This is a genomic window from Marinomonas colpomeniae, assembly GCF_014803385.1.
GTDB lineage: Bacteria > Pseudomonadota > Gammaproteobacteria > Pseudomonadales > Marinomonadaceae > Marinomonas > Marinomonas colpomeniae.
In genome coordinates this window covers 63,987-87,151 of the sequence record NZ_JACYFC010000007.1, presented here as the reverse complement: position 1 = coordinate 87,151, position 23,165 = coordinate 63,987, and the positions used below count along the sequence as shown (strand labels likewise).

Annotated in this window: 26 protein-coding genes; 17 read left to right on the top strand and 9 right to left on the bottom strand. The window is 40.7% G+C overall.

Annotated features, from left to right (window positions below):
* Window positions 1-49 precede the first annotated feature (49 nt).
* From IF202_RS16330 to IF202_RS16305, 6 genes are read right to left on the bottom strand one after another with little or no spacing between them, the layout of a single operon-like run.
* Window positions 50-1,006, bottom strand: a complete 957-nt coding sequence (locus IF202_RS16330) for a ProQ/FINO family protein (protein ID WP_191595989.1) — start codon at window positions 1,004-1,006, stop codon at window positions 50-52.
* A 12-nt stretch (window positions 1,007-1,018) separates the two neighbouring features.
* Window positions 1,019-1,186 carry a hypothetical protein gene (locus IF202_RS16325; protein ID WP_191595988.1) on the bottom strand — a complete coding sequence of 56 codons (168 nt, stop codon included), beginning with the start codon at window positions 1,184-1,186 and terminating at the stop codon, window positions 1,019-1,021.
* A gap of 9 nt (window positions 1,187-1,195) precedes the next feature.
* Window positions 1,196-1,669: a hypothetical protein gene (locus IF202_RS16320; RefSeq protein WP_191595987.1), complete on the bottom strand. Its 474-nt coding sequence runs from the start codon at window positions 1,667-1,669 to the stop codon at window positions 1,196-1,198.
* Window positions 1,666-1,896: a cell division protein ZapB gene (locus IF202_RS16315; protein WP_191595986.1), complete on the bottom strand. Its 231-nt coding sequence runs from the start codon at window positions 1,894-1,896 to the stop codon at window positions 1,666-1,668. Before IF202_RS16315 ends, IF202_RS16320 begins: the two co-directional genes overlap by 4 nt.
* A gap of 57 nt (window positions 1,897-1,953) precedes the next feature.
* Window positions 1,954-3,141, bottom strand: coding sequence for a flagellar assembly protein FlgT (locus tag IF202_RS16310; protein ID WP_191595985.1), 1,188 nt, complete (start codon window positions 3,139-3,141; stop codon window positions 1,954-1,956).
* Window positions 3,142-3,143: 2 nt separating this feature from the next.
* A complete protein-coding gene (locus IF202_RS16305) occupies window positions 3,144-3,785 on the bottom strand; it encodes an LPP20 family lipoprotein (RefSeq protein WP_191595984.1) in 642 nt (213 codons plus the stop codon).
* Window positions 3,786-4,192: 407 nt separating this feature from the next.
* On the opposite strand from IF202_RS16305, the gene dinB reads away from it, so the two are divergent.
* From dinB to greB, 5 genes are all read left to right on the top strand, one after another.
* Complete coding sequence (gene dinB / locus IF202_RS16300; protein ID WP_191595983.1) at window positions 4,193-5,251, top strand: DNA polymerase IV; 1,059 nt, start codon at window positions 4,193-4,195, stop codon at window positions 5,249-5,251.
* A gap of 109 nt (window positions 5,252-5,360) precedes the next feature.
* Window positions 5,361-6,029: an alpha/beta hydrolase gene (locus tag IF202_RS16295; protein ID WP_191595982.1), complete on the top strand. Its 669-nt coding sequence runs from the start codon at window positions 5,361-5,363 to the stop codon at window positions 6,027-6,029.
* Between the two features lie 53 nt (window positions 6,030-6,082).
* Window positions 6,083-6,538, top strand: a complete 456-nt coding sequence (locus tag IF202_RS16290) for a DUF2489 domain-containing protein (protein WP_191595981.1) — start codon at window positions 6,083-6,085, stop codon at window positions 6,536-6,538.
* Between the two features lie 233 nt (window positions 6,539-6,771).
* Complete coding sequence (locus IF202_RS16285) at window positions 6,772-7,602, top strand: mechanosensitive ion channel family protein (protein ID WP_191595980.1); 831 nt, start codon at window positions 6,772-6,774, stop codon at window positions 7,600-7,602.
* A 115-nt stretch (window positions 7,603-7,717) separates the two neighbouring features.
* Entirely contained in the window at window positions 7,718-8,221 is a 504-nt protein-coding gene (greB, locus tag IF202_RS16280; RefSeq protein WP_191595979.1) for a transcription elongation factor GreB, read from the top strand.
* Here the strand turns inward: greB and IF202_RS16275 are convergent.
* From IF202_RS16275 to IF202_RS16265, 3 genes are all read right to left on the bottom strand, one after another.
* Window positions 8,213-8,761, bottom strand: a complete 549-nt coding sequence (locus IF202_RS16275; RefSeq protein WP_191595978.1) for an NUDIX hydrolase — start codon at window positions 8,759-8,761, stop codon at window positions 8,213-8,215. The two genes, greB and IF202_RS16275, sit on opposite strands and share 9 nt — an antisense overlap.
* 9 nt (window positions 8,762-8,770) lie before the next feature.
* Entirely contained in the window at window positions 8,771-10,027 is a 1,257-nt protein-coding gene (locus IF202_RS16270) for an HlyC/CorC family transporter (protein WP_191595977.1), read from the bottom strand.
* A gap of 83 nt (window positions 10,028-10,110) precedes the next feature.
* Window positions 10,111-10,878, bottom strand: a complete 768-nt coding sequence (locus IF202_RS16265; protein WP_191595976.1) for a cytochrome C assembly family protein — start codon at window positions 10,876-10,878, stop codon at window positions 10,111-10,113.
* A gap of 128 nt (window positions 10,879-11,006) precedes the next feature.
* Here IF202_RS16265 and ffh point away from each other — a divergent pair, with 128 nt between their 5' ends.
* The 12 genes from ffh (at window position 11,007) to folD (ending at window position 23,126) form a co-directional block, all read left to right on the top strand.
* A complete protein-coding gene (ffh, locus tag IF202_RS16260; RefSeq protein ID WP_191595975.1) occupies window positions 11,007-12,386 on the top strand; it encodes a signal recognition particle protein in 1,380 nt (459 codons plus the stop codon).
* A gap of 178 nt (window positions 12,387-12,564) precedes the next feature.
* The gene (gene rpsP, locus IF202_RS16255; RefSeq protein WP_191595974.1) at window positions 12,565-12,813 is read left to right on the top strand and encodes a 30S ribosomal protein S16; all 249 of its coding nucleotides are present in this window, start codon (window positions 12,565-12,567) and stop codon (window positions 12,811-12,813) included.
* A gap of 15 nt (window positions 12,814-12,828) precedes the next feature.
* Complete coding sequence (rimM, locus tag IF202_RS16250; RefSeq protein ID WP_191595973.1) at window positions 12,829-13,374, top strand: ribosome maturation factor RimM; 546 nt, start codon at window positions 12,829-12,831, stop codon at window positions 13,372-13,374.
* A 21-nt stretch (window positions 13,375-13,395) separates the two neighbouring features.
* The gene (gene trmD / locus IF202_RS16245; protein ID WP_191595972.1) at window positions 13,396-14,148 is read left to right on the top strand and encodes a tRNA (guanosine(37)-N1)-methyltransferase TrmD; all 753 of its coding nucleotides are present in this window, start codon (window positions 13,396-13,398) and stop codon (window positions 14,146-14,148) included.
* A 66-nt stretch (window positions 14,149-14,214) separates the two neighbouring features.
* A complete protein-coding gene (gene rplS, locus IF202_RS16240; RefSeq protein WP_191595971.1) occupies window positions 14,215-14,577 on the top strand; it encodes a 50S ribosomal protein L19 in 363 nt (120 codons plus the stop codon).
* Between the two features lie 103 nt (window positions 14,578-14,680).
* Window positions 14,681-15,400, top strand: coding sequence for a thioredoxin fold domain-containing protein (locus tag IF202_RS16235; protein ID WP_191595970.1), 720 nt, complete (start codon window positions 14,681-14,683; stop codon window positions 15,398-15,400).
* A 125-nt stretch (window positions 15,401-15,525) separates the two neighbouring features.
* A complete protein-coding gene (locus IF202_RS16230; protein ID WP_191595969.1) occupies window positions 15,526-16,827 on the top strand; it encodes a homoserine dehydrogenase in 1,302 nt (433 codons plus the stop codon).
* 14 nt (window positions 16,828-16,841) lie between these two features.
* Window positions 16,842-18,227, top strand: a complete 1,386-nt coding sequence (thrC, locus tag IF202_RS16225) for a threonine synthase (RefSeq protein ID WP_191595968.1) — start codon at window positions 16,842-16,844, stop codon at window positions 18,225-18,227.
* Window positions 18,228-18,322: 95 nt separating this feature from the next.
* Complete coding sequence (locus tag IF202_RS16220; protein ID WP_191595967.1) at window positions 18,323-19,042, top strand: 16S rRNA (uracil(1498)-N(3))-methyltransferase; 720 nt, start codon at window positions 18,323-18,325, stop codon at window positions 19,040-19,042.
* Window positions 19,043-19,195: 153 nt separating this feature from the next.
* Window positions 19,196-20,296 carry a GGDEF domain-containing protein gene (locus IF202_RS16215; RefSeq protein WP_235963588.1) on the top strand — a complete coding sequence of 367 codons (1,101 nt, stop codon included), beginning with the start codon at window positions 19,196-19,198 and terminating at the stop codon, window positions 20,294-20,296.
* Window positions 20,297-20,458: 162 nt separating this feature from the next.
* Window positions 20,459-22,183 (top strand): single-stranded-DNA-specific exonuclease RecJ, encoded by a 1,725-nt coding sequence (recJ, locus tag IF202_RS16210; RefSeq protein WP_191595966.1) that lies wholly within the window; start codon window positions 20,459-20,461, stop codon window positions 22,181-22,183.
* Between the two features lie 100 nt (window positions 22,184-22,283).
* On the top strand, window positions 22,284-23,126 hold the full coding sequence (gene folD / locus IF202_RS16205; RefSeq protein WP_191595965.1) for a bifunctional methylenetetrahydrofolate dehydrogenase/methenyltetrahydrofolate cyclohydrolase FolD: 843 nt from the start codon (window positions 22,284-22,286) through the stop codon (window positions 23,124-23,126).
* Window positions 23,127-23,165: the final 39 nt, after the last annotated feature.

Below are 23,165 nucleotides of genomic sequence, written 5' to 3'. Positions count from 1 at the left end.
AGCAGCGCGACGTATAATATATGCCGCGCTTAACTATGTAAATACTTTTTTAAGATTTATTTAGTAGTTTTGCAAGTTTAGCCTTCATGCGTTCTTCTGGGGATAAGTTGTCATAGATATCATCTTGGCGCGGTGTGTTTTGAGATTTTTGACTTGTTTTTGCTTTTGGCTGAGGCTTTGGTTTGTTTTTTGTTGGTCGAACTGATTTTTCTCTTTCAGGTCGGCTAGTTGTTTTTGTTTTTGCAGCTGCTATTTTTACTTTTGCTGGAATCATAGAGTCTGGTAAAGCGGGCTCGTTATTAACTGCAACACCCTCTAAATCAATTCGTGGCTGGCCTGACAATAAGCATTTTTTATATCGATCTGAGCGTGTGTACGCGGCTAGAGCGCGCTTCTGCTTACTGGTATTGAAATCGTCATCCAGTGTCATGTCTTGGTCTATGCCGACTTTTAATGGTTTTGGTTGATTCCAGTCAAACGCTTTAGGGTAGCGATCTTCAAGCATCTTAATGAGACGGCGATTGTTTTTTTGATTTTTCTGGCGCTTCTTTTGTTCAGGCGTCAGAGTTGCTGTCTCTGTTGTGATACTGCTACTTGCTTCTGATGTGCTTGTATCATCAACTAGATTGTCTTCTTGCAAGCCGCTAAGCTCAGATTGCTGTGTTGTAGTCATGTGGTCAGTCTGTTCTATAGTTGTTGTTGTGCTGCTGGTGACAGCATGCTCGTGGAATAAATCAAAGTCGAGTTGATGCTCAACTGGTCTTACATTTTTGGGTGGTTCTGGGGTTGGGTCTGTGTCTAAAAGGTCAAGTGCGTCTTTTATATAATCCTGTACTTGGTCCTCGGTTGAGCGTTCCGTCATATGTTGCAGTAGGTCCATTGATGCACTGTATTCAATAGGAGTGTTATTCTTTCCCTTTAGTTTTTGGATTTCCTCGTTAGCGCTTTCTAGCTGTTCAGTAAGCCAGTTAATTCTTGCTTCGAGTTTAGTAATCAATTGTTCCATAAAACACAAAGCTCAATTCTGTATTGGATTCAGCGGGATGTTTGGTGTATTACTTATACCAACCATTTCTTTTCGCTGCTCATCATTAGGTAGTGTAATGGAGATCGTTTGATTGCTTTTCCACCACATGTAGGTCGTTGCAATAAGCAGACCTACGACAAAAAATAATATTATTTTCATTATATTAGTTTAAAAAGTAAGTCCTGCACCTATCATGAAATGTTCGTTGTATACATCGCTACTGCTATTAAGGATTTTTATATATACGTCTAAACGTGATGTGTCAGAAGTTGCAATACGAAAACCTGCTTCAGGGTAATAGACTGCCTTATCAAAAAAAGATATCCCGCCACCAATGAATGACCACATAGGTAATCCAGGGAAGACTTGAAAGGCTGGGGTTGAGCTGTAAAAACGTGAGCCTGCAGTGACGGCGCTTTCAAAGTCTTCACCTAATATAAAAGAAAACCCGCCATAAAAAGAGACATTTGAAGGTGTTGTGTATTCCATTGCTGTATTTAAAATCGAGGTAACATTTGAGTTACCATTTTCGGTATCAGGACGGATTGCAGTGGATTCAAAATTTACTAGACTCGCAACTTGACCTTCAGCTAAAACGTTAGTGCTTACTAAAACTAAGATTGCAAAGAAAAGAGGTTTCATTTTTTATCATCCATTTGATTTAATCGGCTTAGCATTTGTGAAAGTGATGATTCCCAGTTTGATTGCTGTTCTTTTGTTTGGGTGAGCGTGTTCTGTATATCGCTTTTTTCTTCACTAAGTTCATAATTTTGCATTTCTAGTTCGGCTATACGTGTGCGTAATGAGCCGATTTCTTCTACAGCCTCATTAATACGTTGTTCTAGGTGGTGTAATAATTCATTGTTCATCGTATTTGTCCTAAAAAGTAAAAATCGCCATTTGTGTATGGGCGTGATTGTATGTGATTACCATGCAATTACGACATCTTGTTGCTGAACATTCAATATATGAGAGTCAACAACAAGTTCGCCAACTGAAAAGTTGGGTTGCACCTGTTTTATTGTAACACTGATATTTGCATTATTCAGCTGAGTTTGCGCAGATTGCAACTGGTTAAAGACTTCGTAACGTCTATAGACATTGAATTTGTCACCTTGCTTTATACCTGCTATTGAACCTGCTGATATGTGTATCCTATTTCCTTCTGTACGAAAAATATTAGCAATAAATGGTTGGCACCTAAGTTGTTCACTAGTATCTAAAGCGCTTTCTTTAAGGGCTTGTTGTACTACTTTACCATAATGTATTGACCAGAACTTTGCGCTTCCAAAGCCAACTCTAGCATGATCAGAGATGTCCCAGTTTCCAATTTCATTATATCTGTGTTCAAAAAGTAGGGCGCCACTAAAGCCATCATAGATATAGATATCGACTATAAATTTTCTTTCTTTATCTATTTCTTCGGCTTCTAAGTCTTTGGAGTGTTTATCGTTCGGGCGTCTCAAGTAGATTTCACCGATATCCCTGATCACACCACTTACAATGTATTGAACTCCTAATTGTTCACTGATTCGAGTGACATTAGTTAGTGATCCATCAAAGTTAGTTGAAGAGGGTGCGTTGATGATGTCTGGGTAGATAGCAATGTTTGTTGCGGTTAAGGCTTTTAGATAGCCTTGGTTGTTGATCTCGTCGGCTAAACTCTTTGGTAGTGCCCTGGCTATATTGCTAAGCTCACCAAGTGCTGCTTGTTGAGGAACCTGTAGCTGGAATCCTGTTACGCCTACCGTTTTTTTGTAATAGCTGGTTGGCCCACTGCTGCATTGGGAGTCTGGTGTGACTTCTATTCGTGCAACAAGGGTAAGGAAATCACCGTTCTGCTCTTCAGATATGATTTTTGCTTTTTGTACATGACTAGAGCTTCGTATCTCTAAGCTGGATTCGAGTTCACCGTTATTTAATTGGTCTTTTACACTTACTCTTGATCCTGACTCTAGTACGGCTTGTTTTATAGCTTGTTGAGTGGCTCGGTACCGAGCATCGGGAATATCATCATTATAGATTATTGCTTCACCTACGACATCGACAGTTTGTGCGACAACTGTCGTCGAAAGTAAAAGACTAAAAATAATAACGAAGAAAAAATTCAACATTATTAATCAATGCTGTAGAAGTTTGTGGTTGGTACTGAGCTTTCTACATTTATAGATCTGTAACCAGGAGAAATCTGACAACTAGGGTCTGTAGCACCATTTTGAGAGGATGATACACATTGGCGGAAATTTTCTTGTAAGGCCATTTCGACTACTGTTTCAAAAGTGCCGTCTTCATGTTCTCTCTGCGATACCACTTTTGCTCCGACTAAATAAGCATCAACATAGGTTCTGAGTTCGTCGTTCTGAAGAACCATATTACTTAAGGAACTTGAACCGTCAATTTTTAAGCCATAAACCCGTTCGGATAGGTTTCTGTAGGCATCAAGCATTGAGCTGCGTAGTGTCATTATGCGAGCCTGAGACTTTGAAAGGCGTTTGTTTGTAACTAAAGCTGCGTAACCTGTTGCGGTTACAATAACGGGTTCTTGTTTGATTACTGCGATGGTGTTGTTTGCATTGAGTGCGCCATTTTGGACATATCCATTTTCTGTTCCGCCAATAGTGTTGCCGTTACATGGTGCAACGGATGTGCAACCAGTGCCTGAGACGTTGGTTGATCCAGCCGGTTGGTTAAGGTTTTGACAACCTGCGAGAGCTATTGCACCAACGGTTATTAATAGAATTCTCAGTGATAATGTCATGGTGGAGCCCTTTGTAAAAAAGTCTTAGCCTTAATATTCTGAGTTTAAAAGGGTGCTCACGTTAAAATAGCTCCTTTTTAAACTAAACAATGAAATTGCAGCGGTAGAAGTTAATTGCGAATAAAATGTTTGCAAATATCTCTTTGTTTTTTAGCAAACTTAATCTAATGAACAAAATGTAAACTATTTTACGCTCTAGCGTCCATGTTTGCTCACCTAAAAAGTGTTTTTTCTTTGTTTTTAATACAAAAAATGTTCTTTCAATGTGTTTTTCAGAAAAAAATTGTCAAATTTGCATTTTGGCGGCGATGTACTAAAAAAATAAACTTGTTTTTTTGTTTAGGGCTGATTGGATTTTATTAACTGGTGTATACTGGTTTTTTATACAGTATTTTAGGTGTCATGGCTTGTTAAGTCGAAAAATTATACATATTGATGCGGACTGCTTTTATGCTGCAATAGAAATGCGAGACGATCCTCTATTGCGAGAGGTGCCAATTGCAATTGGTGGTCCTGCAAGTGGCCGTAGTGTTTTGGCAACGGCTAATTACCCTGCTCGTGTGTATGGCGTTCGATCTGCTATGCCAACCTCTGTTGCTAAGCGTCTTTGTCCTGATTTGCTTGTCTTGCCTGGTAATATGGATAAGTACAGGTTAGCTTCTCAGAAAATGCATGCTGTTTTTCGTGAGTTCACCGATATTATTGAACCTTTATCTCTAGATGAAGCGTATCTTGATGTGACCGATTCTCCTCACTTTCAAGGGAGTGCAACTCGTATGGCTAAAGAGATCAGAGAGCGAATATCTAAAGAAGTAGGTATTACCGTCTCGGCTGGCGTCGCTGTGAATAAGTTTATTGCTAAGGTGGCCAGTGATTGGGATAAGCCTGATGGTTTAACGGTTATAACACCTGAGAGGCAATTTACATTTGTTTCTGCTGTTCCTGTGAAAGCTATTTCTGGTATTGGGCGTGTCGCACAAGAAAAGCTGGCGGCTTTAAATGTGTTTACTTGCGCAGACTTGCAGAAACTGGATTTTGCTTTATTGCAAAAAAACTTTGGTAGTATGGCTTTTCGACTGTCTCAATTTGCTTTGGGGATAGATAATCGACCTGTTTCTATTTCCAGAGAAAGGAAAAGCATTTCAGTTGAGCATACCTTTTCAAAAGACTTGTTGGGTATTGACGCCTGCCGGACCGCGTTACCTATTTTACTGGCTGAATTGAGAAAGCGTATGGCAGGGCGTAATTTCGAATCGCAGCTTATTAAATATTATGTAAAAGTAAAGTTTGATGACTTTAAGCAAACTACAGTAGAGCAGCCAATTAAAAATAAATTATCTGATGACATGTTCTTGATTCTTCTTAAGCAGGCTTATGATAGATGCCAGCGACCAGTTCGTCTAATTGGTATCGGTTATCGCTTATCACCACCAGCCCCTCTTCAATTAAATCTTTCGTTTGAATAGCTAGAAAAAGGTTGCAGTATTTTTTGGCGGTCTGTTATGTCGAGTGCAAAAGCTCAATATGATAGGCTTTGCTATATTATTATCGCCTATTTTTATTGGAGTGTTAAAAATGACTGAGTTATTGCCATTTGTATCAGTGGAAACAAATGATCAACCTGATGCCGCTATCATTTGGTTGCATGGTCTCGGGTCCGACGGTCATGATTTTGAGTCTCTTGTGCCTGCTTTATCTTTGTCTCCAGATTACGCTATACGTTTCATTTTTCCTCATGCTCCTAAGCGTCCGGTTACAGTTAATGGTGGTGTGGTTATGCGTGCTTGGTACGATATTTATGAAATGACCTTGGAGCGTAGGGTTGATATGGAAAATATTGAAGAGTCGTGTAATCAGGTGGAGGCTTTGATTGAGGATCAAATAGCCAAGGGGATTAGTGCAGATCGAATTGTGTTGGCGGGGTTTTCTCAGGGTGGTGTGATCGCTTATCAGGTCGCTCTACAAACTAAACACACTTTGGCTGGTGTACTTGCCTTATCTACCTATTTAGCTGATGGTGATTCAGTGCCTGACGCGTCAACTTGTAATAATGCTCAAACTCCAATTCTTATTCATCATGGTGCACAGGATCCGGTGGTGACTCCTGCTTTGTCGATTAAAGCGCGAGACCTGCTGATTTCGAAAGGCTTTGTGGTTGAGTATCAATCTTATGAGATGCCACATTCAGTTTGTCCTGGGCAGGTTCAGGATATATCAGTGTGGTTGAAGTCTAGGTTGACTTAATGCCGTAGTCAGAGCGAAGAGTTTTTATTGATAATTTAGTCTGAGAGGTGGTTATGTCATTAACAGTGTTTTTTATTTTTTTGTTTGTTGCTGTGGTAGTTATTGCTGTTTCTGTGATGTTTATTCGTAACCAATTGATGGCGAATAAAACTAGAAAGGACAAATTGTTGGCGGGAGAAGAGCGTTACCTTCATGAGCGCCAGAAAAGGATTGATAGTATTAATATATTATTGAAGGTTGTTGATAATAATGAGATGAATTGGATAGAAGCAAGCATTAGAATTAAGAACTTACTAGATCAGTTGGGAATCGATTTATCTGGTCATGATGATGTTTCAGCGTTTTATATTGTGACTGAAAGAACAGAGCACATACCTAGTCATGAGCAGTGGAAGGATTTACCTGGAGACGCTAAGGTAAAGTTTCGTAATGAGATGGATGCTTGTGAAAAGGAGCATTCGGAGCATTTGAACAGAGCTAAATCGGTTTTAATGTCGTATGAGTGGTAAATAATGGCTTTTTTGCTGTTTTCTTACGCTTTTTAAAGAATATGAAAAGTTTTTGTTTTTTTATTATTGTGCTTTTTTGATATTGATAGGCTTAGGGGTAATGTATTAATTTGTTACCTAGCTCCCTTTTACTTTTGTCTCTGGTGTTATAATTCAGATGCTTAACAAGTATTTTACAATCGGACACTTTTGTTCGGTTTATTTGATAATAGAAATGAGCGGATTTATATAATATGAAAGATATGCAGTCGTTGTTAGATCAAGGTTCTGAGTGGGTGCCATTAATTGTAGAGGGTGTAACAAGTTTGGCGTTAGGGCTTGTTGTATTTTTTATTGGTAAATTTATTGCTTCTAGAGTGGCTAAGTGGTGTGAAAATCGCTTACTGAAGTCTTCTGTTGATAAGGCGGTAGCTGGTTTTGCATCAAGTATTTTATATGCGTTGATGTTTGCTGGTGTTATCTTGATGGCGTTGGGTCAGATCGGTGTTGAAACCACCTCTTTCATTGCTATTTTGGGTGCGGCTGGCTTGGCTGTTGGCCTTGCCTTGCAAGGTTCGTTGTCAAACTTTGCATCTGGTGTCTTGATTATTTTATTGCGTCCATTCCGCTCAGGTGACTTTATTGATGCTGGCGGTCAGATGGGTACTGTTGATCGCATTGAGTTATTTCACACCTACCTTAGAACGCCTGATAATCGTATTATCATTGTGCCTAACTCATCTGTTATGGGTGGTGCGATTGTTAACTTTTCGCGTGAAGAAACTCGTCGTTTAGATTTGATTGTTGGTATTAGTTATGACGCTGATATCCGTCTTGCAAAGCAGATTATGGAAGAAATTGTCTCTGCTGATGAGCGTATTCTAAAAGATCCTGCTTGGACTATCGCAGTATCTGAACTAGCTGATAGTTCTGTTAATTTCGTTTTGCGTCCTTGGGTTGCGTCAGCAGATTATTGGACAGTAAGAGCGGATTTACTAGAAAAAATCAAATATGCATTTGATGAGCGTGGTGTTGGCATTCCATATCCGCAAATGGATGTTCATGTTCATAAGCAAGAATCTTAATAATTTAGATTAAGCTTCCAAAATGCCGTCAAGTGATTAAGATTACTTGGCGGCATTTTTGTTTCTATCGTTTATTGCCCATCGTATTTAATTTTTCAAGTCTAGGTTGTTATTAATGAGTCGCTATCGTCCCCCATCACCACCAAAATCTGCTTATATTACTCAGGAGGGTGCTCAGGCTTTATTGGCGGAGCTGAAATACTTGTGGAAGGAGAAGCGTCCGGCAGTCACTGATACTGTTCGCGAAGCTGCTGCGCAAGGTGATCGGTCTGAAAATGCCGAATATATCTATGGAAAGAAGCAGCTGCGTGAGATAGACAGTCGAGTACGTTATTTAGAAAAACGTTTAGATGCTTGTACTGTTGTAGATCGCTTTCCTGGTGACAAAGAGCGAGTGTTTTTCGGTGCTTGGGTTACGTTAGAAGATGATAAGGGTGAGGTTAAAGAATATCGTATTGTTGGTCCTGATGAGCTAGATCATCATGCTTGTTACATTAGTATCGATTCTCCTGTTGCTCGCGCATTACTGAAGAAGCAGGAGGGTGATGAGGTTATAATACATTTAGCTGAAGGGGAAAAGACTTATTTGATTGGTACTGTTGAGTATCGCTCAGTCTGAAGACAGTTGGTTGAGTGTGATGGTTTCTTCGTGAAAGTTATAGGTCCCATATTTTTTATCTTCTATGAAAAACTTTAATGTCTTGCTTACGCTGCTGAAGGCGAGTTCGTTCCAAGGGATCTCGTCCAAATCAAATAAAGCAACTTCAGAGCTTTCTTCTGTGGCGTGAAAGTCATCTCTTTCTAATTCCGCTAAATAGAATAAGTGCACCTGATTAATGTGGGGGATGCTGATCATGCTGAATAATTGCATGCATTTTGCTACTGAGCCACTTTCTTCAAGGGTTTCTCTTAGAGCGCCTTCACTGGTGGTTTCTTGGTTTTCCATGAAGCCTGCAGGTAGCGTCCAAAATCCGAATCGCGGTTCAATATTTCTACGGCATAGTAGGATTTTACCTTTATATAGAGGGATTGTGCCTGTAATCACCCTTGGATTATCATAATCAATATGCTCGCAACTTGGGCAGACTGCTCTAAGTCGATTATCACCATTAGGAATGGTCATGTTTACGGCGTGACCGCATTGCGGGCAGTATCTCATTATGAATCCTTACCTATGTAGCTGAAGTTTGGCGTATTTTACCACTTTGTCTTCGATCTCTTGAATTTCTATTGTGTACTGTCCTACCCGTAAACTGATTGGGTGCTCAGGAATAAACTCTAGAGTTTCAATGATTAGACCGTTGAGTGTTTTTGGTCCATTAGTTGGTAGGTGCCAATCTAATGTTTTATTTATTTCTCTAATGTGGGTTGAGCCTTCTACTCTAAAAGATCCATCTTCTAGAGATTGGATTTCTTCTTCTTCGTCTTGAGTGGGCGGCGTGAACTCGCCGACAATCTCTTCAAGTACATCTTCGAGTGCTGCAATACCTTGAACATCGCCATATTCATCAACGACCACACCCATTTGTTGGTGATCTTTTTGAAAGTTCAATAGCACTGTGTTGAGTGATGTGCTTTCAGGTATGAAGTAGGGTTCAACGGCTGCTTTTAGTAGTGCTGCTTTTGAAGGTGTTGGATCCCGTAAGAAAACAGCGGCGTGACGAGCGTGTAATATACCTATTACTTTATTTATCTCGCCGTTGTAAACGGGCATTCTTGTGTGTCTGCTTTGGCAGATTTGCTCAATGATTTCTTCAATCGAGTCTTCAATATCAATCCCAACTACTTCATTTCTAGGGATCATAATGTCTTCAACGGATACCTTCTCTAAATCGAGAATAGAAATAAGCATTTCTTGGTGGGCTGCAGGGATGAGTCCACTCGCTTCATTTACTACTGTTCTTAATTCTTCAGAGTTTAATTTATCGTGATTATGTTGGGCTGCATGCACGCCTATAAGGCGCAATAAACCATTTGATAGGCCATTTACTAACCAAACTAATGGGTACAGGATTTTTAGTAAAATAGCCAAAACCCAAGAAGCCGGAAATGCAATTCTTTCTGGGTGTATTGCTGCTAGGGTTTTTGGAGTGACTTCTGCAAAAATCAAAACAACCATGGTTAGCGCGCCAGTAGCTATAACAACACCAGCATCGCCCCAAATACGTACGGCGATAATAGTTGCAATAGCTGAAGCTAAGATATTAACAAAGTTGTTTCCAATTAGGATGACGCCGATAAGCCTATCAGGGCGTTCTAGTAGGGAGTGTACTTTGATTGCAGATCGGTTCTTGTTTTTAACCAAATGCTTTAATCGATATTTATTAATCGACAGCATTCCAGTTTCGGAACTCGAAAAGAAAGCAGAAAGTAAAATAAGACAAAAAAGTATTCCACCAAGAATACCTAAGGGTACTTCGTTCAAAAAGGGATCGCCTCAAAAATTTAGATAAATGGATTATTCGTTCTTACGATCTTACTGTCAAACTACTTTGATGTAATTGGTCATTAATCTTGCAAGATTTGTAACGCAATTTGACTGCCAAAATAACCTAACATGAGAAGAAAGAACCCACTCAAGGTTAGTTTTACGGCTAATTGGCCTCTCCATCCCGCAATGTGTCGACCTAGCAATAGCCCTAAAAAGACAAACCACGAGGTGATAGTGAAAAAAGTTTTGTGTACAAGGTGTTGGGCAAACATGTCTTCTATGAAGTAGAACCCCGTAGCGATGGTGACAGTTAGTAGAATAAAGGCAGCCCAAATAAACTCAAACATTAGCTGTTCTAAAACCTGTAGGGGAGGCACTCTAAGTAGTTGTTTTAGCTTGTGATGCTTGAGTTGATATTCTTGAATAGCAAGTAGAATGCCGACGCCGCAAGCTGCGGTGAATAAGCTGTATGCTACGGATGCAACTAATATGTGGGTACTAGTGCCCCAAGAATTGCTGTGTAGTTGCATTAAATCCCATGGTTGAATGGCATTTAGCGCAATAATCACTGCGCCAAGTAAGAATGCGGTCCCTAGTAATAAAGATAAATCTTTATCGCGATTACTTAGCCAAAGTAAGCTGTTGCCAATAATAGCAATTAATAAGCCAATAGTTAAAAAACTAAACCCATCATTGTTGAGTAAAAGTTGTGCCAACGAAAAAGTATGTAGAGCGATAGCGGTCGCCCCAACATATTGAGTTAGCAAGTGTTTAGGGCGAAGGTAATACGCTGCGCCGGCAATTAAACAGGCAATACAAGCAAGCCAAAGTGATAATTGAATCATGAAACTATAGGTTCCGCAGGGTAAAAGTATATGGTGATAATCATTTATCCGTTATAATAGAGCCAATTTCACCTTGGATAAACTGAAACCGTAGGTTTTTTCCATTTAGAGCCAAATTTGAGGGCAATATGTTCGACAATTTATCGAATCGCTTAACTTCCTCGCTTGACCATATTCGCGGTCGAGCCAAACTGACGGAAGATAATATAAAAGATGTCCTGCGCGAAGTGCGTATGGCATTACTTGAGGCAGATGTCGCTCTGCCTGTTGTAAAAGACTTTATTGCTGCCGTTAAAGAGCGTGCAATAGGTACGGAAGTATCTAAAAGTCTTAGTCCTGGCCAAGTGTTCCTGAAGATTGTTAAGCAGGAACTTGAAAATGTCATGGGGAAGGCGAACGACGAGCTTAATCTTCGTGTTGCCGGTCCTGCGGTTATTCTATTGGCTGGTTTACAGGGGGCGGGTAAAACCACCTCAGCAGCTAAATTAGCTAAATATTTAAAAGAGCGCGAGAAAAAATCTGTATCGGTGGTTAGTGCGGATGTTTATCGTCCTGCTGCTATTAAGCAGCTTGAGACGTTGGCTGGTGAGGTGGGTGTTGATTTCATTCCGAGTGACTTATCGCAAAAACCAATCGATATTGTTAACGGTGCTATCGATTACGCCAAGAAAGCGCACAGAGATGTTTTGATCGTTGATACCGCAGGTCGTTTGTCTATTGACGAAGATATGATGGCGGAGATTAAAGCTTTACACGCTGCAGTTAACCCGATTGAAACCTTGTTTGTTGTGGATGCCATGACAGGTCAAGATGCTGCGAATACTGCCAAGGCATTTGGCGATGTGTTGCCTTTAACTGGTGTTATCTTAACGAAAACAGATGGTGATGCTCGTGGTGGTGCTGCTTTATCTGTTCGTCATATCACAGGTAAGCCGATTAAGTTCTTAGGTGTTGGTGAGAAGACGGATGCGTTGGAGCCGTTTCACCCAGACCGTTTAGCATCACGTATTCTTGGTATGGGCGATATGCTTTCCTTAATAGAGGAAGCAGAGCAAAAAATTGATAAAGAGAAGGCTGAGAAGTTAGCGGTCAAGCTAAAGAAAGGCAAAGGCTTTGATTTAGAAGATTTTAAAGAGCAGTTACAGCAAATGAAAAGCATGGGGGGGATGAGCTCTATGCTTGATAAGCTTCCTGGAATGGGGCAGCTTGGTAATATACAAGACAAAGTGAATGATAAAATGTTTGTTCAGATGGAATCTTTGATTAATTCAATGACGCCAGCGGAGCGTCATAATCCTGATGTTATTAATGGCTCTCGCAAAAAACGTATTTCTGCTGGTGCAGGATTACAAATTCAAGATTTGAACCGTTTGCTTAAACAGCATAAGCAAATGCAAAAAATGATGAAGAAATTTAGCTCTAAAGGCGGGATGCAAAAAATGATGCGTGGACTAGGTGGAATGATGCCAGGCGGCGGTCTTCCTGGTGGCGGATTCCCCAAGAGGTAGTTCTATTTACATGTTTTTGTTGATAGTCGTAAAAAAACTATCAACTTTAGCGGGAGGGGGAGTAAATCGCCCTTCCACTTTTCTAGTTTATCGACTAGAATATGCCGCCCTCTTGTAGTAGGAGTCAAAAATTCGACTCGGCAAGGGGCGTTTCGTTAAGCAATAAGGAACCAATAATATGGTAACTATTCGTCTTTCTCGTGGTGGCTCTAAAAAGCGCCCATTCTATCATTTGAACGTGGCTGATAGCCGTCGTGCACGTGATGGTCGTTACATCGAGCGTTTGGGCTTTTTTAACCCTATTGCTCGTGGTCAAGAAGAACGTTTACGCATCGATCTAGATCGTGTAAATCATTGGGTTAGCCAAGGCGCTCAATTATCTGACCGTGCTGCGCAGCTTGTAAAAGATGCTAGCAAAAACGCTTAATACTGAGGTGATGCTATGTCTACATTAAAACAAGCAGCTGCTCCTGAGCATGCTCTTGTCGTTGGACGCATTACATCGGTTTATGGTGTTAAAGGGTGGGTGAAGTTATATTCACACACTGACCCAATGCAAGGAATCTTTGATTACGAGCGTTGGTGGTTGAAAACTCCTAGTGGGTGGAAAATCGTAGAATTAAGCCAAGGGCGTTTGCAAGGGCGTGGTTTGGTTGCATCGGTAAAAGGCTATAGCGACAGAGATCAAGTAAAAGAAATCTGCGGTATGGACATTTATATCGATGGTAAAGAGCTGCCAACATTAGACGAAGGTGATTATTACTGGAGTCAGTTGGAAGGTCTAAGGGTAATTACCAAAGAAGGTGTCCTTTTGGGCAAGGTTTCTCAGCTTATGGAAACCGGTGCGAATGATGTGATTGTTGTCCGTGCGTGTGAAGGCAGTTTTGATCGTGAAGAGCGCCTGATCCCTTATGCTCCTGGAGCCTATGTTTTAAATGTGAATTTAGAGCTGGGTGAAATGGTAGTTGATTGGGATCCGGAATTTTAAACGATAAACTGAGGTCACAACGTGAAGGTTAGCGTTATATCGCTCTTTCCGGAAATGTTTCAAGCCATTACTCAATATGGAGTAACGGGCAGAGCCATTAAATCTGGATTGGTTGAGGTGGGTTTTTATAATCCCCGAGATTTCACTCAGGATAGACATAAGACAGTAGATGACCGTCCTTATGGTGGTGGTCCTGGGATGTTGATGAAAGTTCAACCTCTCAAAGATGCGATTGAGTGTGCTAAAAAATCAGTGCCCAACGCAAAAGTTATTTATCTATCCCCTCAAGGGCGTACGCTGACGCAAGAAGGCGTGCAACAGCTTGCTAAACAAGCAGAATTTATTCTGGTAGCAGGTCGTTATGAAGGTGTTGATGAACGTTTGATTCAATCTGAGATTGATGAAGAATGGTCAATTGGCGACTTTGTCCTAAGTGGTGGTGAGTTGCCGGCTATGGTGCTTATGGATACTGTATTTCGTATGGTTCCAGGAGTGTTAGGAAAACAAGCCTCAGCAGACGAAGATTCGTTTGCAGATGGATTGTTGGATTGTCCGCATTATACTCGCCCCGAAGTACTGAATGGTGTGCCTGTGCCGCCTGTACTGCTTAGTGGCAACCACGAGGAGATTAGACGCTGGCGTTTGAAGCAAAAGCTCGCAAGAACTTTTCAGCGCCGGCCAGACCTTCTGCAAAACCTTGAGTTGGACAAGGAGCAGCAGAAGCTGTTAGAAGAGTTTATTCGCGAAACTGAAGATTCAACCTCGGCAGAGTAGGAATTGCGGCTTATTAGTAGGAAACCTTCGTACTAATAAGAAACTATATTATTAGGAGTCACATCCATGAGTAATAAAACGACATTGATTCAGCAGTTAGAAGCTGAACAGATGACAAAAGAAATCCCAGCCTTCGGTCCTGGTGATACTGTTGTTGTCCAAGTTAAAGTAAAAGAAGGTTCACGCGAGCGTCTACAGGCCTATGAAGGTATTGTAATTGCTAAGCGTAACCGTGGTCTTAACTCCGCATTTACCGTTCGTAAAATTTCTAGCGGTATCGGTGTTGAGCGTGCTTTTCAAACTTACAGCCCTTTGGTTGAAAGTATTGAAGTTAAGCGTCGCGGTGACGTACGTCAGGCTAAGATCTACTATTTACGCGAGCGTTCTGGTAAATCTGCACGTATTAAAGAAAAATTGGTTAAACGTTAATTTTTCTTTTCAAAAAAAGGCGACGCAAGTCGCCTTTTTTTATGGAACTAATTCCCTCGCACATGACCTAATAGAAACTGTTCTCACATTTTTGGGGTTTTTGATGAATAACTGTTTTCGTTTCATGTCTCGTACCATAGTGTTGGCCGTGGCATTCGTATTATTTCCTGTTACTGTTTTTGCTGATCAAGCGACAGTCCTTTCTGCTATCCAAGCCGCTTTACCTCAATACGAAATAGAAAGTGCTGAGCAGCATGAAGGTGCTGGATTGTATGTAGTCACGCTTAAAGGTGGACCGACATTGCATGTAACCGAAGATGGTAAGTATTTTGTTACTGGCGATCTTTATCGTGTCGAAAATACCGCACTTGTTAATGAAACTGAGGTGGCTAAGCTTGGGAGAATCGAAGCTATGCCAGAATCAGATATGGTTGTTTTTAAAGCGGATGATGAAAAGGCGCATATTACTGTTTTCACAGACATAGACTGTGGATATTGTCGAATGTTGCACCAAGAAGTTACTAAGCTTAATGATGCTGGCGTGACGGTTCGTTATATGGCTTATCCTAGAGCTGGAATTGGTTCAGAGTCCTATCGTAAGATGGTTAGTATCTGGTGCTCAGCTGACCCTAAAGAGTGGATGACTAAAGGTAAGCTGGGTTCTAATATTCCAGAAAATAAATGTGTAAATCCAGTTGCTGAGCAATTCAATCTTGGGAATGCCATTGGTGTTCGTGGTACGCCGACTATTATTTTAGAAAATGGTGAAATTTTACCTGGTTACTTACCTGCTGAAGAATTAGTTAAACAGCTTAGTTTGTAGGTTTATAGCAAAATAATTAACTAAACATATATTTTCTTCAGCGCTTTCTACGTTGGGTTTACTTGCAACTGGCGTTATAATAAGTCTGTTTTGTAATAATTAAATTATCTCTGTGGGGTATTGTGGTGAAACCGGTAAAAGTCGGAATTTGTGGGCTGGGTACAGTAGGATCCGGTAGTTTTAACATTCTTCTTAATAATGCGGAAGAAATTACTCGACGCGTTGGTCGTAGTATTGTTATTGAACAAATTGGTGCTCGTCGTGACAACGACACATGCGATATCTCCGGGATCAATATAACTCGTGATATTTTTGATGTTGTCAATAACCCAGAGATAGACATAGTCCTTGAACTGATTGGTGGAACTACGATTGCCAAAAAACTTGTACTAACAGCGATTGAAAATGGCAAGCATGTTGTTACCGCAAATAAAGCCTTAATCGCTGAACATGGCAACGAGATTTTCGCTAAAGCTCAAGAGAAAGGTGTCATGGTTGCTTTTGAAGCGGCTGTTGCAGGCGGCATTCCGATTATCAAAACATTGCGTGAAGGTTTGTCCGCGAATCGGATTGAATGGCTGGCAGGTATTATTAACGGTACTGGCAACTTTATCTTGACTGAAATGAGTGAGAAAAAGCGTAACTTTGACGATGTGTTGGCGGAAGCTCAGGCCTTAGGTTATGCCGAAGCTGATCCCACTTTTGATGTTGAAGGTATTGATGCCGCGCATAAATTAACAATTCTTGCTTCCATTGCATTTGGTATTCCATTGCAATTTGAAAAAACATATACCGAAGGTATTAGTCGTATTACGGCTGAAGATGTAGCGTTTGCTGGTCAACTAGGTTATGCCATTAAACATCTGGGAATTGCGCGCCGTACTAAACAAGGTATTGAGTTAAGGGTTCATCCAACTCTAATTTCTAAGAAACAACTGCTTGCCAATGTTAATGGTGTGATGAATGCCATTATGGTTCAAGGGGATGTTGTTGGTCCTACTTTAACTTATGGCGCTGGTGCTGGCGCATTGCCGACAGGGTCGTCCGTTGTAGCTGATGTAATTGACGTTGCTCGAACTTTAACTGCAGATCCAACAAATCGAGTTCCACATTTGGCTTTCCAAGCTAATGCTTTGTCAGATGTTGAAATTTTACCAGTTGAAGAAATAGAATGCGGTTTCTTTTTAAATATGACGATCCAAGATCGTGCTGGTGTTTTGGCAAATATTACGCAAATTTTATCTTTGAATGACATTAGTATTGAGTCTCTGATTCAGCAAGAAAGAGAAGGTAGTGATTTAGTACCACTTGTTGTTATGACTCATGATGTGAAAGAACGGAACATGAATGCGGCAATTTCAGCGATTGAGGCCTTACCAGATGTTGCAGGTACTGTGCAGCGAATTCGTGTCGAAAACTTGGCGTAAAGAGAGATTTTAATATGAAATATATTTCTACACGCGGTAAAGCACCAGCGCTTTCTTTTGGCGACGTACTACTAGCTGGTTTGGCAAGTGATGGAGGCTTATATGTCCCAGAAACATTACCGAATTATAGTAAAGAAGAGATCGCAACCTGGGCTAGTCTGAGTTATCAGGATTTGGCATTTAAAGTAATGTGGCCTTTTGTTGAAGGTGATATTCCTGCTGATGCCTTTAAAACAATGATTAACGATGCTTATGCGAGCTTTAATCATGCCTCTGTTGCACCAATGGTTCAAATTGGTAATAACGAATGGATTCTGGAGCTCTTTCGTGGGCCAACGCTTGCGTTTAAGGACTTTGCACTGCAATTGCTTGGTCGTTTGATGGACTATGTTCTATCAGAGCGTAAAGAGAAGCTTGTGATCTTAGGTGCTACATCTGGTGATACAGGCTCTGCTGCGATTGAAGGTTGTCGCCACTCTGAATACTTAGATATCTTTATCTTGCACCCTTATGAGCGTGTATCTGAAGTCCAGCGTCGTCAAATGACTACTGTGATCGACGATAATGTCTTCAATATTGCGGTGAAAGGTAATTTCGATGATTGCCAGGGTATGGTTAAGTCTAGCTTTGCGGATCAAAGTTTTTTGAAAGGCGCTAAGTTAGGTGCAGTTAACTCAATAAACTGGGCGCGTATTATGGCTCAAGTTGTTTATTACTTCTCTTCTGCTCTGTCTGTTGGTGCACCTCATCGCGAGGTGTCTTTCTCTGTACCAACGGGCAATTTTGGCGATATTTTTGCTGGTTATCTAGCGAAGAAAATGGGTTTGCCTATTGATCAGCTTGTTGTTGCTACTAACCAAAACGATATATTACATCGTGTGATTTCTGAAAATGACATGAGCCGTAAGTCATTGAATGTTACCTTGTCTCCAAGTATGGATATTATGGTATCGAGCAACTTTGAGCGTTTATTGTTTGATGCTCATGGTCGTGACGGTTCAACCATTGACGATCTTATGGCACGTTTTAATAAAGGCGATGTCTCTTTAACGGATCAAGCTTGGTCTTTTGTTAGAGAAAATTTTGATAGTTACAAGGTAGACGATACGAAAACCTGTGAAGTGATTTCAGACGTATTTAAATCTACTCAATACTTACTTGATCCACATACTGCGATAGGTCTTGAAGCAGCTCGTCAGTGCTGGAAAAATAAGTCAGTTCCTATGATTACATTGGCAACGGCTCATCCAGTGAAGTTTCCTGAAGCTGTTGAAAAAGCAGGTTGCCAAATACCTATGCTGCCAGAGCATATGAAAGATCTTTTTGAACGAAAAGAGTCTTATGAGGTGTTGGATAATAGCTTGGATGATGTTCAGGCTTTTGTTTCCAAAAACATCTAAATATCATTGAATGCTAAAGCATAAAACGGCTAATCATTGATTGGCCGTTTTTTTATTCTAAGCGGTACGCACTTTCTTTTTAAAAGCCTTTTCCTATGAATCTTATTCTACTCAATCCTGAACAGACACTTAATGCCGGTCAATATGCTTTAACCGATAGGCAGCAAACGCATATTACGAAAGTAATAAAAGCCAAACAGGGTGATGTGTTACGTGTCGGGGTTTTAAACGGAAACATAGGGGAAGGTATTTATGTGCCGCCGACGGTGGATCGGGCTGGGTATATTCATTCTTTGAATTTAACGTTATTAGCACCTGATGCCTTGCCAATGATTTTGGTAATGGCATTGCCAAGGCCAAATATGCTTAAAAGAACCTTAAGTAATATTGCGGCAATGGGTGTGAAAGAGTTGTATTTAATTCATTCTGCCAAAGTGGAAAAAAGCTATTGGCAAAGCCCAGTTTTGCAAACAGAATCAATTCAACAGTCTTTATTGGAAGGGCTTGAGCAGGCGAAGGACACAGTTATGCCTAAGTGTTCTTTGATTCCACGCTTTCGTCCTTTTGTTGAAGATCAGCTGCCTGCACTTCTAGAAAATAAGCGTGGTTTATTAGCGCACCCTTACTTAGCTAAACCTTGCCCTATTGATATTCAGGAGCCTTGCATTTTGGCGTTAGGGCCAGAGGGTGGTTGGAACGAGTTCGAAGTAGGTAAGTGGTTAGAGGCAGGTATGGAGTCGGTGCAGTTAGGGAGTCGAATACTTAAGGTCGAAACGGTCGTTCCTGTTCTGTTGTCTCGTCTCTATCCTGGCTAACTTTGTTTTAAAAAACTTTAACGGTTAAATGTTTTTATTTGTAACGAACGGTCAATATTTAAAGAGCTGTATTAGACTTTAGTGTAATGTTATGGCTATTAATTAGTCAGATTCTACTAATACACTAAATCATACCTGATGATAGACTCAAAAATGACGAGACCAGAAAGCGGATCCGATAGCTTAAAAGCAGATGAGACTAAGTCTTCTTGGTTGAGGTTTTTTTACGTTGGTGTTACCGGAGAGTCCTTTTCAGAGGATGTCCGTCGAGTATTTATTATCAATCTTTTTGCTACGGTTGGTATTCTTTTTACTCTTCCTCTAGGCGTTTTTTCTTTACTTAATGGTGACTCAGTTCGGGGTGCTATTCTAATTCTTATTGCATTTTTGTATGCGATGAACCATGTCTATTTACGTTATTCCCATAATCATTCCCTTTCCGGTAGTTTTGTTATTTATCCACTATATGCCTTGATGATTTATCTTATTTATACCGGTGGTATGAATGGTACTGGGCATGTTTGGATATTTTGTGTCCCTGCTGTGTCTTTGTTTTTACATGGTATGAAGCGTGGTTTGATAGAGCTGGGTGTGTTTACCTTTGCCTTGATTTTTGTGATGTTTTTTATGGACAGTCATTTTTCAGATCTTGGTTATCATGACACATTAAAATCTAGAATTTTATTTTCATTTTTAGTCGTAGTATTTCTTTCCGGAATATATGAATACTCTATGTCTCGCTTTAATCATGAGTTAAAAGAGACCTCTACTAAACTTAAATTAGTTGCCTATATAGATGCATTAACTGGGTTGTTAAACCGCCGAGGCATGTTACAGCGCTTAGAAGAAAAAACTGGTGAGACTTTCCATTTGTTATTAGCCGATGTGGATTTCTTTAAGCGAGTTAATGATGAATACGGTCATGATGCTGGAGACTACGCACTCACAGAGCTGGCTGAAATAATACAAACATCACTTCCTTCTGGAGGTTTTGCATCTCGCTGGGGCGGAGAGGAGTTTCTTATTGCTGTTGATGGTTGTAGCGAATCGGACATTTATTCATTGGCAGAAGAAATTCGTATACGCATAGAGTCTTATGAATTTACTTATCAAGATCATACCTTTCGAATGACATTGAGCATAGGCATTGCTCCAACGAATGAATTTACACCTTTAAGTGAGGCCATAACGATTGCTGATAATCGTTTGTATAGTGCAAAACGTTCGGGCCGTAACCAGACGCGAAAATCATAATTACTATCTAGCCTTATACTTTCTCATTTTTTAGATTTACTAAGTTACTCTTTTCTGATTTTTGTTTAGTTTAATAGTTTGTAGTCAAGAGAGTGAAATCTGTTTTCCTTCATTTCATGATATCCTTTTCACAACGTCTTTCTTTTGAATTTTGAGATCTATATGCGTATTGAGCGTCGAGTTATTCGAGCTGAGCAGCACAACTTTCCTAATAGTATGTCTGCTACTTTGCAGCGAGTCTTTGTATCGAGAGGTGTGACTTCTGTAGAGGCCTTAGATTATCGCCTTCCACACCTGCTTAGACCTGATTCTTTATTTGATTTGACTACAGCTGCAATTATTTTGGCTGATGCGATTGTGGCTGGACAAAAAATTCTGATCGTGGGCGACTTTGATGCGGATGGTGCGACCAGCACCAGCCTTGGTATTCTTGCCTTAGAGGCAATGGGGGCTATTGCGCCAGATTATTTAGTGCCTAATCGATTTGAATTTGGTTATGGCTTAACGCCTGAGATTGTTGAAGTTGCAAAAGAAAAATCTCCCGATGTTTTGATAACCGTGGATAATGGAATAGCCAGTATTGACGGTGTTTTAGCGGCAAAATCTTATGGGATGAAGGTAGTGGTAACAGATCACCATTTGCCTGGAGATGAATTACCGGCAGCCGATGCGATAGTGAATCCAAACCATCCATCCTGTCGTTTTCCCAGTAAGAACCTAGCTGGTGTTGGTGTTATTTTCTATGTTATGTCGGCATTACGTGCTGAACTAAACAGAAGAAATTGGTTTATGGAACAACATATTCCAGAACCTAAAATGGCGGATTATTTGGATCTTGTGGCATTAGGTACAGTCGCCGACGTAGTCTCGTTAGATGCAAATAACCGCATCTTGGTGCAACAAGGTATCAAGCGTATTCAAGCTGGGTTTGCTCGCCCCGGTATTCTTGCTTTGTTAGAAGTAGGGCATAGGGATTACACTCAGCTAAAGGCTTCTGATTTGGGTTTTGCGGTTGGACCAAGATTGAATGCAGCAGGTCGTCTTGATGATATGTCAATTGGCATTGAGTGTTTACTTGCAACCCACGTCCATCAAGCCAAGTCTTATGCACAGCAACTTGATCAATTTAATCGAGAAAGGAAGGCGATTGAATCAGATATGAAGGAGCAGGCAGAGCTGGTTTTAGAAACGTTATTAGATGATGAGCAGGAAATGCCAAATGGCATGTGTTTTTATGATGCTGATTGGCACCAAGGAGTGATTGGTATTCTTGCATCTAGAATGAAGGATAAATGTCATCGTCCTGTTATTGCCTTTGCGCGAGTGGGTGAAGGTGAATTAAAAGGTTCAGCGCGTTCTATTGCTGGGGTGCATATTCGTGACGCTTTGGATTTATTAGCAAAACGTTATCCGCAGCTATTAAACAAGTTTGGTGGTCACGCAATGGCTGCTGGTATGACGATTCGAGAGTCTCATTATGAAGCGTTTTGTCTTGCTTTTGATATGATTATCAGTGAGTGGGTAACACCAGAACAATTGGAAGCTAAGTTACTAACAGATGGGCCTCTTGCTCCTGAAGATTTTAGCTTAAGTTTCGCTGAGCAAGTGCGCCTGTCAGGACCATGGGGGCAATCATTTCCTGAGCCAATTTTTGATGGCGTATTTGATATTTTGCAGCAACGTCTAGTCGGCGAAAAGCATCTTAAACTTATGGTTCGCGAACCAAAAAGCGGCCTTTTATTGGATGCTATTAGTTTCTTTGTTGACCTGGAAAAATGGCCTAATAATAAAGCGGAGCAAGTGCGTTTAGTATACAAATTAGACATTAATGAATTTCGTGGTCAAAGAAACTTACAGTTGATGGTTGATTATTTGGAGCCAGCGTAAGACAAAATATTCGCATAGCTGCCTATCGAATCAAAACTTGAGGTACAATAGTAGTCCCTCTTACCACTGTATTTTTTTGATTTTTTATCGGAGCTTATTCATGACTGCACTCGTTCTTGATGGCAAACTTTGCGCCAAAGACACTGAAACTCGCTTACAAACTCAAGTTTCAGAACTTAAAGAGCGTACTGGTTGCACGCCTATCTTAGCGACTATTTTAGTGGGTGCAGACCCTGCATCAGCAACGTATGTGAAAATGAAAGGTAATGCATGCCGTCGAGTTGGCATGGATTCCATGGCGATTGAATTGCCTGAAACTACTACGACAGAAGAATTGCTAAACACCATTGAAGAATTAAACGCTAATCCAGACGTACATGGCATTTTGTTGCAACACCCAGTGCCAGAGCAAATCGACGAACGTCTTTGCTTTGATACTATTGAAGCGCGTAAAGATGTTGATGGTGTGACTTGTCTTGGTTTTGGTCGTATGGCGATGCAAGAGCCTGCTTACGGTGCGGCAACGCCAGCTGGTATCATGCGATTATTAGAAGCTTATGATATTAATTTAGAAGGTAAACATGCTGTTGTTGTGGGTCGTAGCCCAATATTGGGTAAACCTATGGCAATGATGATGTTGAATGCTAATGCGACGGTGACTATTTGTCATTCTCGTACTAAAAATCTAGCGGAGTTAGTGAAGCAAGCTGACGTTGTTGTTGGTGCTGTCGGTAAGCCTGAATTTATCAGAGCTGAATGGATTAAAGATGGCGCGATTGTGGTAGATGCAGGTTATCACCCAGGTGGTGTTGGTGATATTGAGTTGGCACCATTAACGGAGCGTGTTGCGGCTTATACACCAGTGCCTGGCGGCGTTGGTCCAATGACAATAAATACTCTTATTTTACAAACAGTTGAATCTGGTCTTAAGCAACTAGGCTAATGGTTTTACCCTGTTATAAAGAGCCGCATCATTAGATGC

Coding starts and splice junctions, on each gene's coding strand:
- IF202_RS16265 (WP_191595976.1), bottom strand. CDS start 10,878: ATGATTCAATTATCACTTTGGCTTGCTTGTATTGCCTGTTTAATTGCC.
- IF202_RS16305 (WP_191595984.1), bottom strand. CDS start 3,785: ATGACATTATCACTGAGAATTCTATTAATAACCGTTGGTGCAATAGCT.
- IF202_RS16310 (WP_191595985.1), bottom strand. CDS start 3,141: ATGTTGAATTTTTTCTTCGTTATTATTTTTAGTCTTTTACTTTCGACG.
- IF202_RS16330 (WP_191595989.1), bottom strand. CDS start 1,006: ATGGAACAATTGATTACTAAACTCGAAGCAAGAATTAACTGGCTTACT.
- folD (WP_191595965.1), top strand. CDS start 22,284: ATGACTGCACTCGTTCTTGATGGCAAACTTTGCGCCAAAGACACTGAA.
- rplS (WP_191595971.1), top strand. CDS start 14,215: ATGAGTAATAAAACGACATTGATTCAGCAGTTAGAAGCTGAACAGATG.
- IF202_RS16290 (WP_191595981.1), top strand. CDS start 6,083: ATGTCATTAACAGTGTTTTTTATTTTTTTGTTTGTTGCTGTGGTAGTT.
- IF202_RS16220 (WP_191595967.1), top strand. CDS start 18,323: ATGAATCTTATTCTACTCAATCCTGAACAGACACTTAATGCCGGTCAA.
- rimM (WP_191595973.1), top strand. CDS start 12,829: ATGTCTACATTAAAACAAGCAGCTGCTCCTGAGCATGCTCTTGTCGTT.
- IF202_RS16320 (WP_191595987.1), bottom strand. CDS start 1,669: ATGAAACCTCTTTTCTTTGCAATCTTAGTTTTAGTAAGCACTAACGTT.
- IF202_RS16315 (WP_191595986.1), bottom strand. CDS start 1,896: ATGAACAATGAATTATTACACCACCTAGAACAACGTATTAATGAGGCT.
- ffh (WP_191595975.1), top strand. CDS start 11,007: ATGTTCGACAATTTATCGAATCGCTTAACTTCCTCGCTTGACCATATT.
- rpsP (WP_191595974.1), top strand. CDS start 12,565: ATGGTAACTATTCGTCTTTCTCGTGGTGGCTCTAAAAAGCGCCCATTC.
- recJ (WP_191595966.1), top strand. CDS start 20,459: ATGCGTATTGAGCGTCGAGTTATTCGAGCTGAGCAGCACAACTTTCCT.
- IF202_RS16325 (WP_191595988.1), bottom strand. CDS start 1,186: ATGAAAATAATATTATTTTTTGTCGTAGGTCTGCTTATTGCAACGACC.
- IF202_RS16215 (WP_235963588.1), top strand. CDS start 19,196: ATGACGAGACCAGAAAGCGGATCCGATAGCTTAAAAGCAGATGAGACT.
- thrC (WP_191595968.1), top strand. CDS start 16,842: ATGAAATATATTTCTACACGCGGTAAAGCACCAGCGCTTTCTTTTGGC.
- IF202_RS16295 (WP_191595982.1), top strand. CDS start 5,361: ATGACTGAGTTATTGCCATTTGTATCAGTGGAAACAAATGATCAACCT.
- IF202_RS16275 (WP_191595978.1), bottom strand. CDS start 8,761: ATGAGATACTGCCCGCAATGCGGTCACGCCGTAAACATGACCATTCCT.
- IF202_RS16285 (WP_191595980.1), top strand. CDS start 6,772: ATGAAAGATATGCAGTCGTTGTTAGATCAAGGTTCTGAGTGGGTGCCA.
- IF202_RS16235 (WP_191595970.1), top strand. CDS start 14,681: ATGAATAACTGTTTTCGTTTCATGTCTCGTACCATAGTGTTGGCCGTG.
- greB (WP_191595979.1), top strand. CDS start 7,718: ATGAGTCGCTATCGTCCCCCATCACCACCAAAATCTGCTTATATTACT.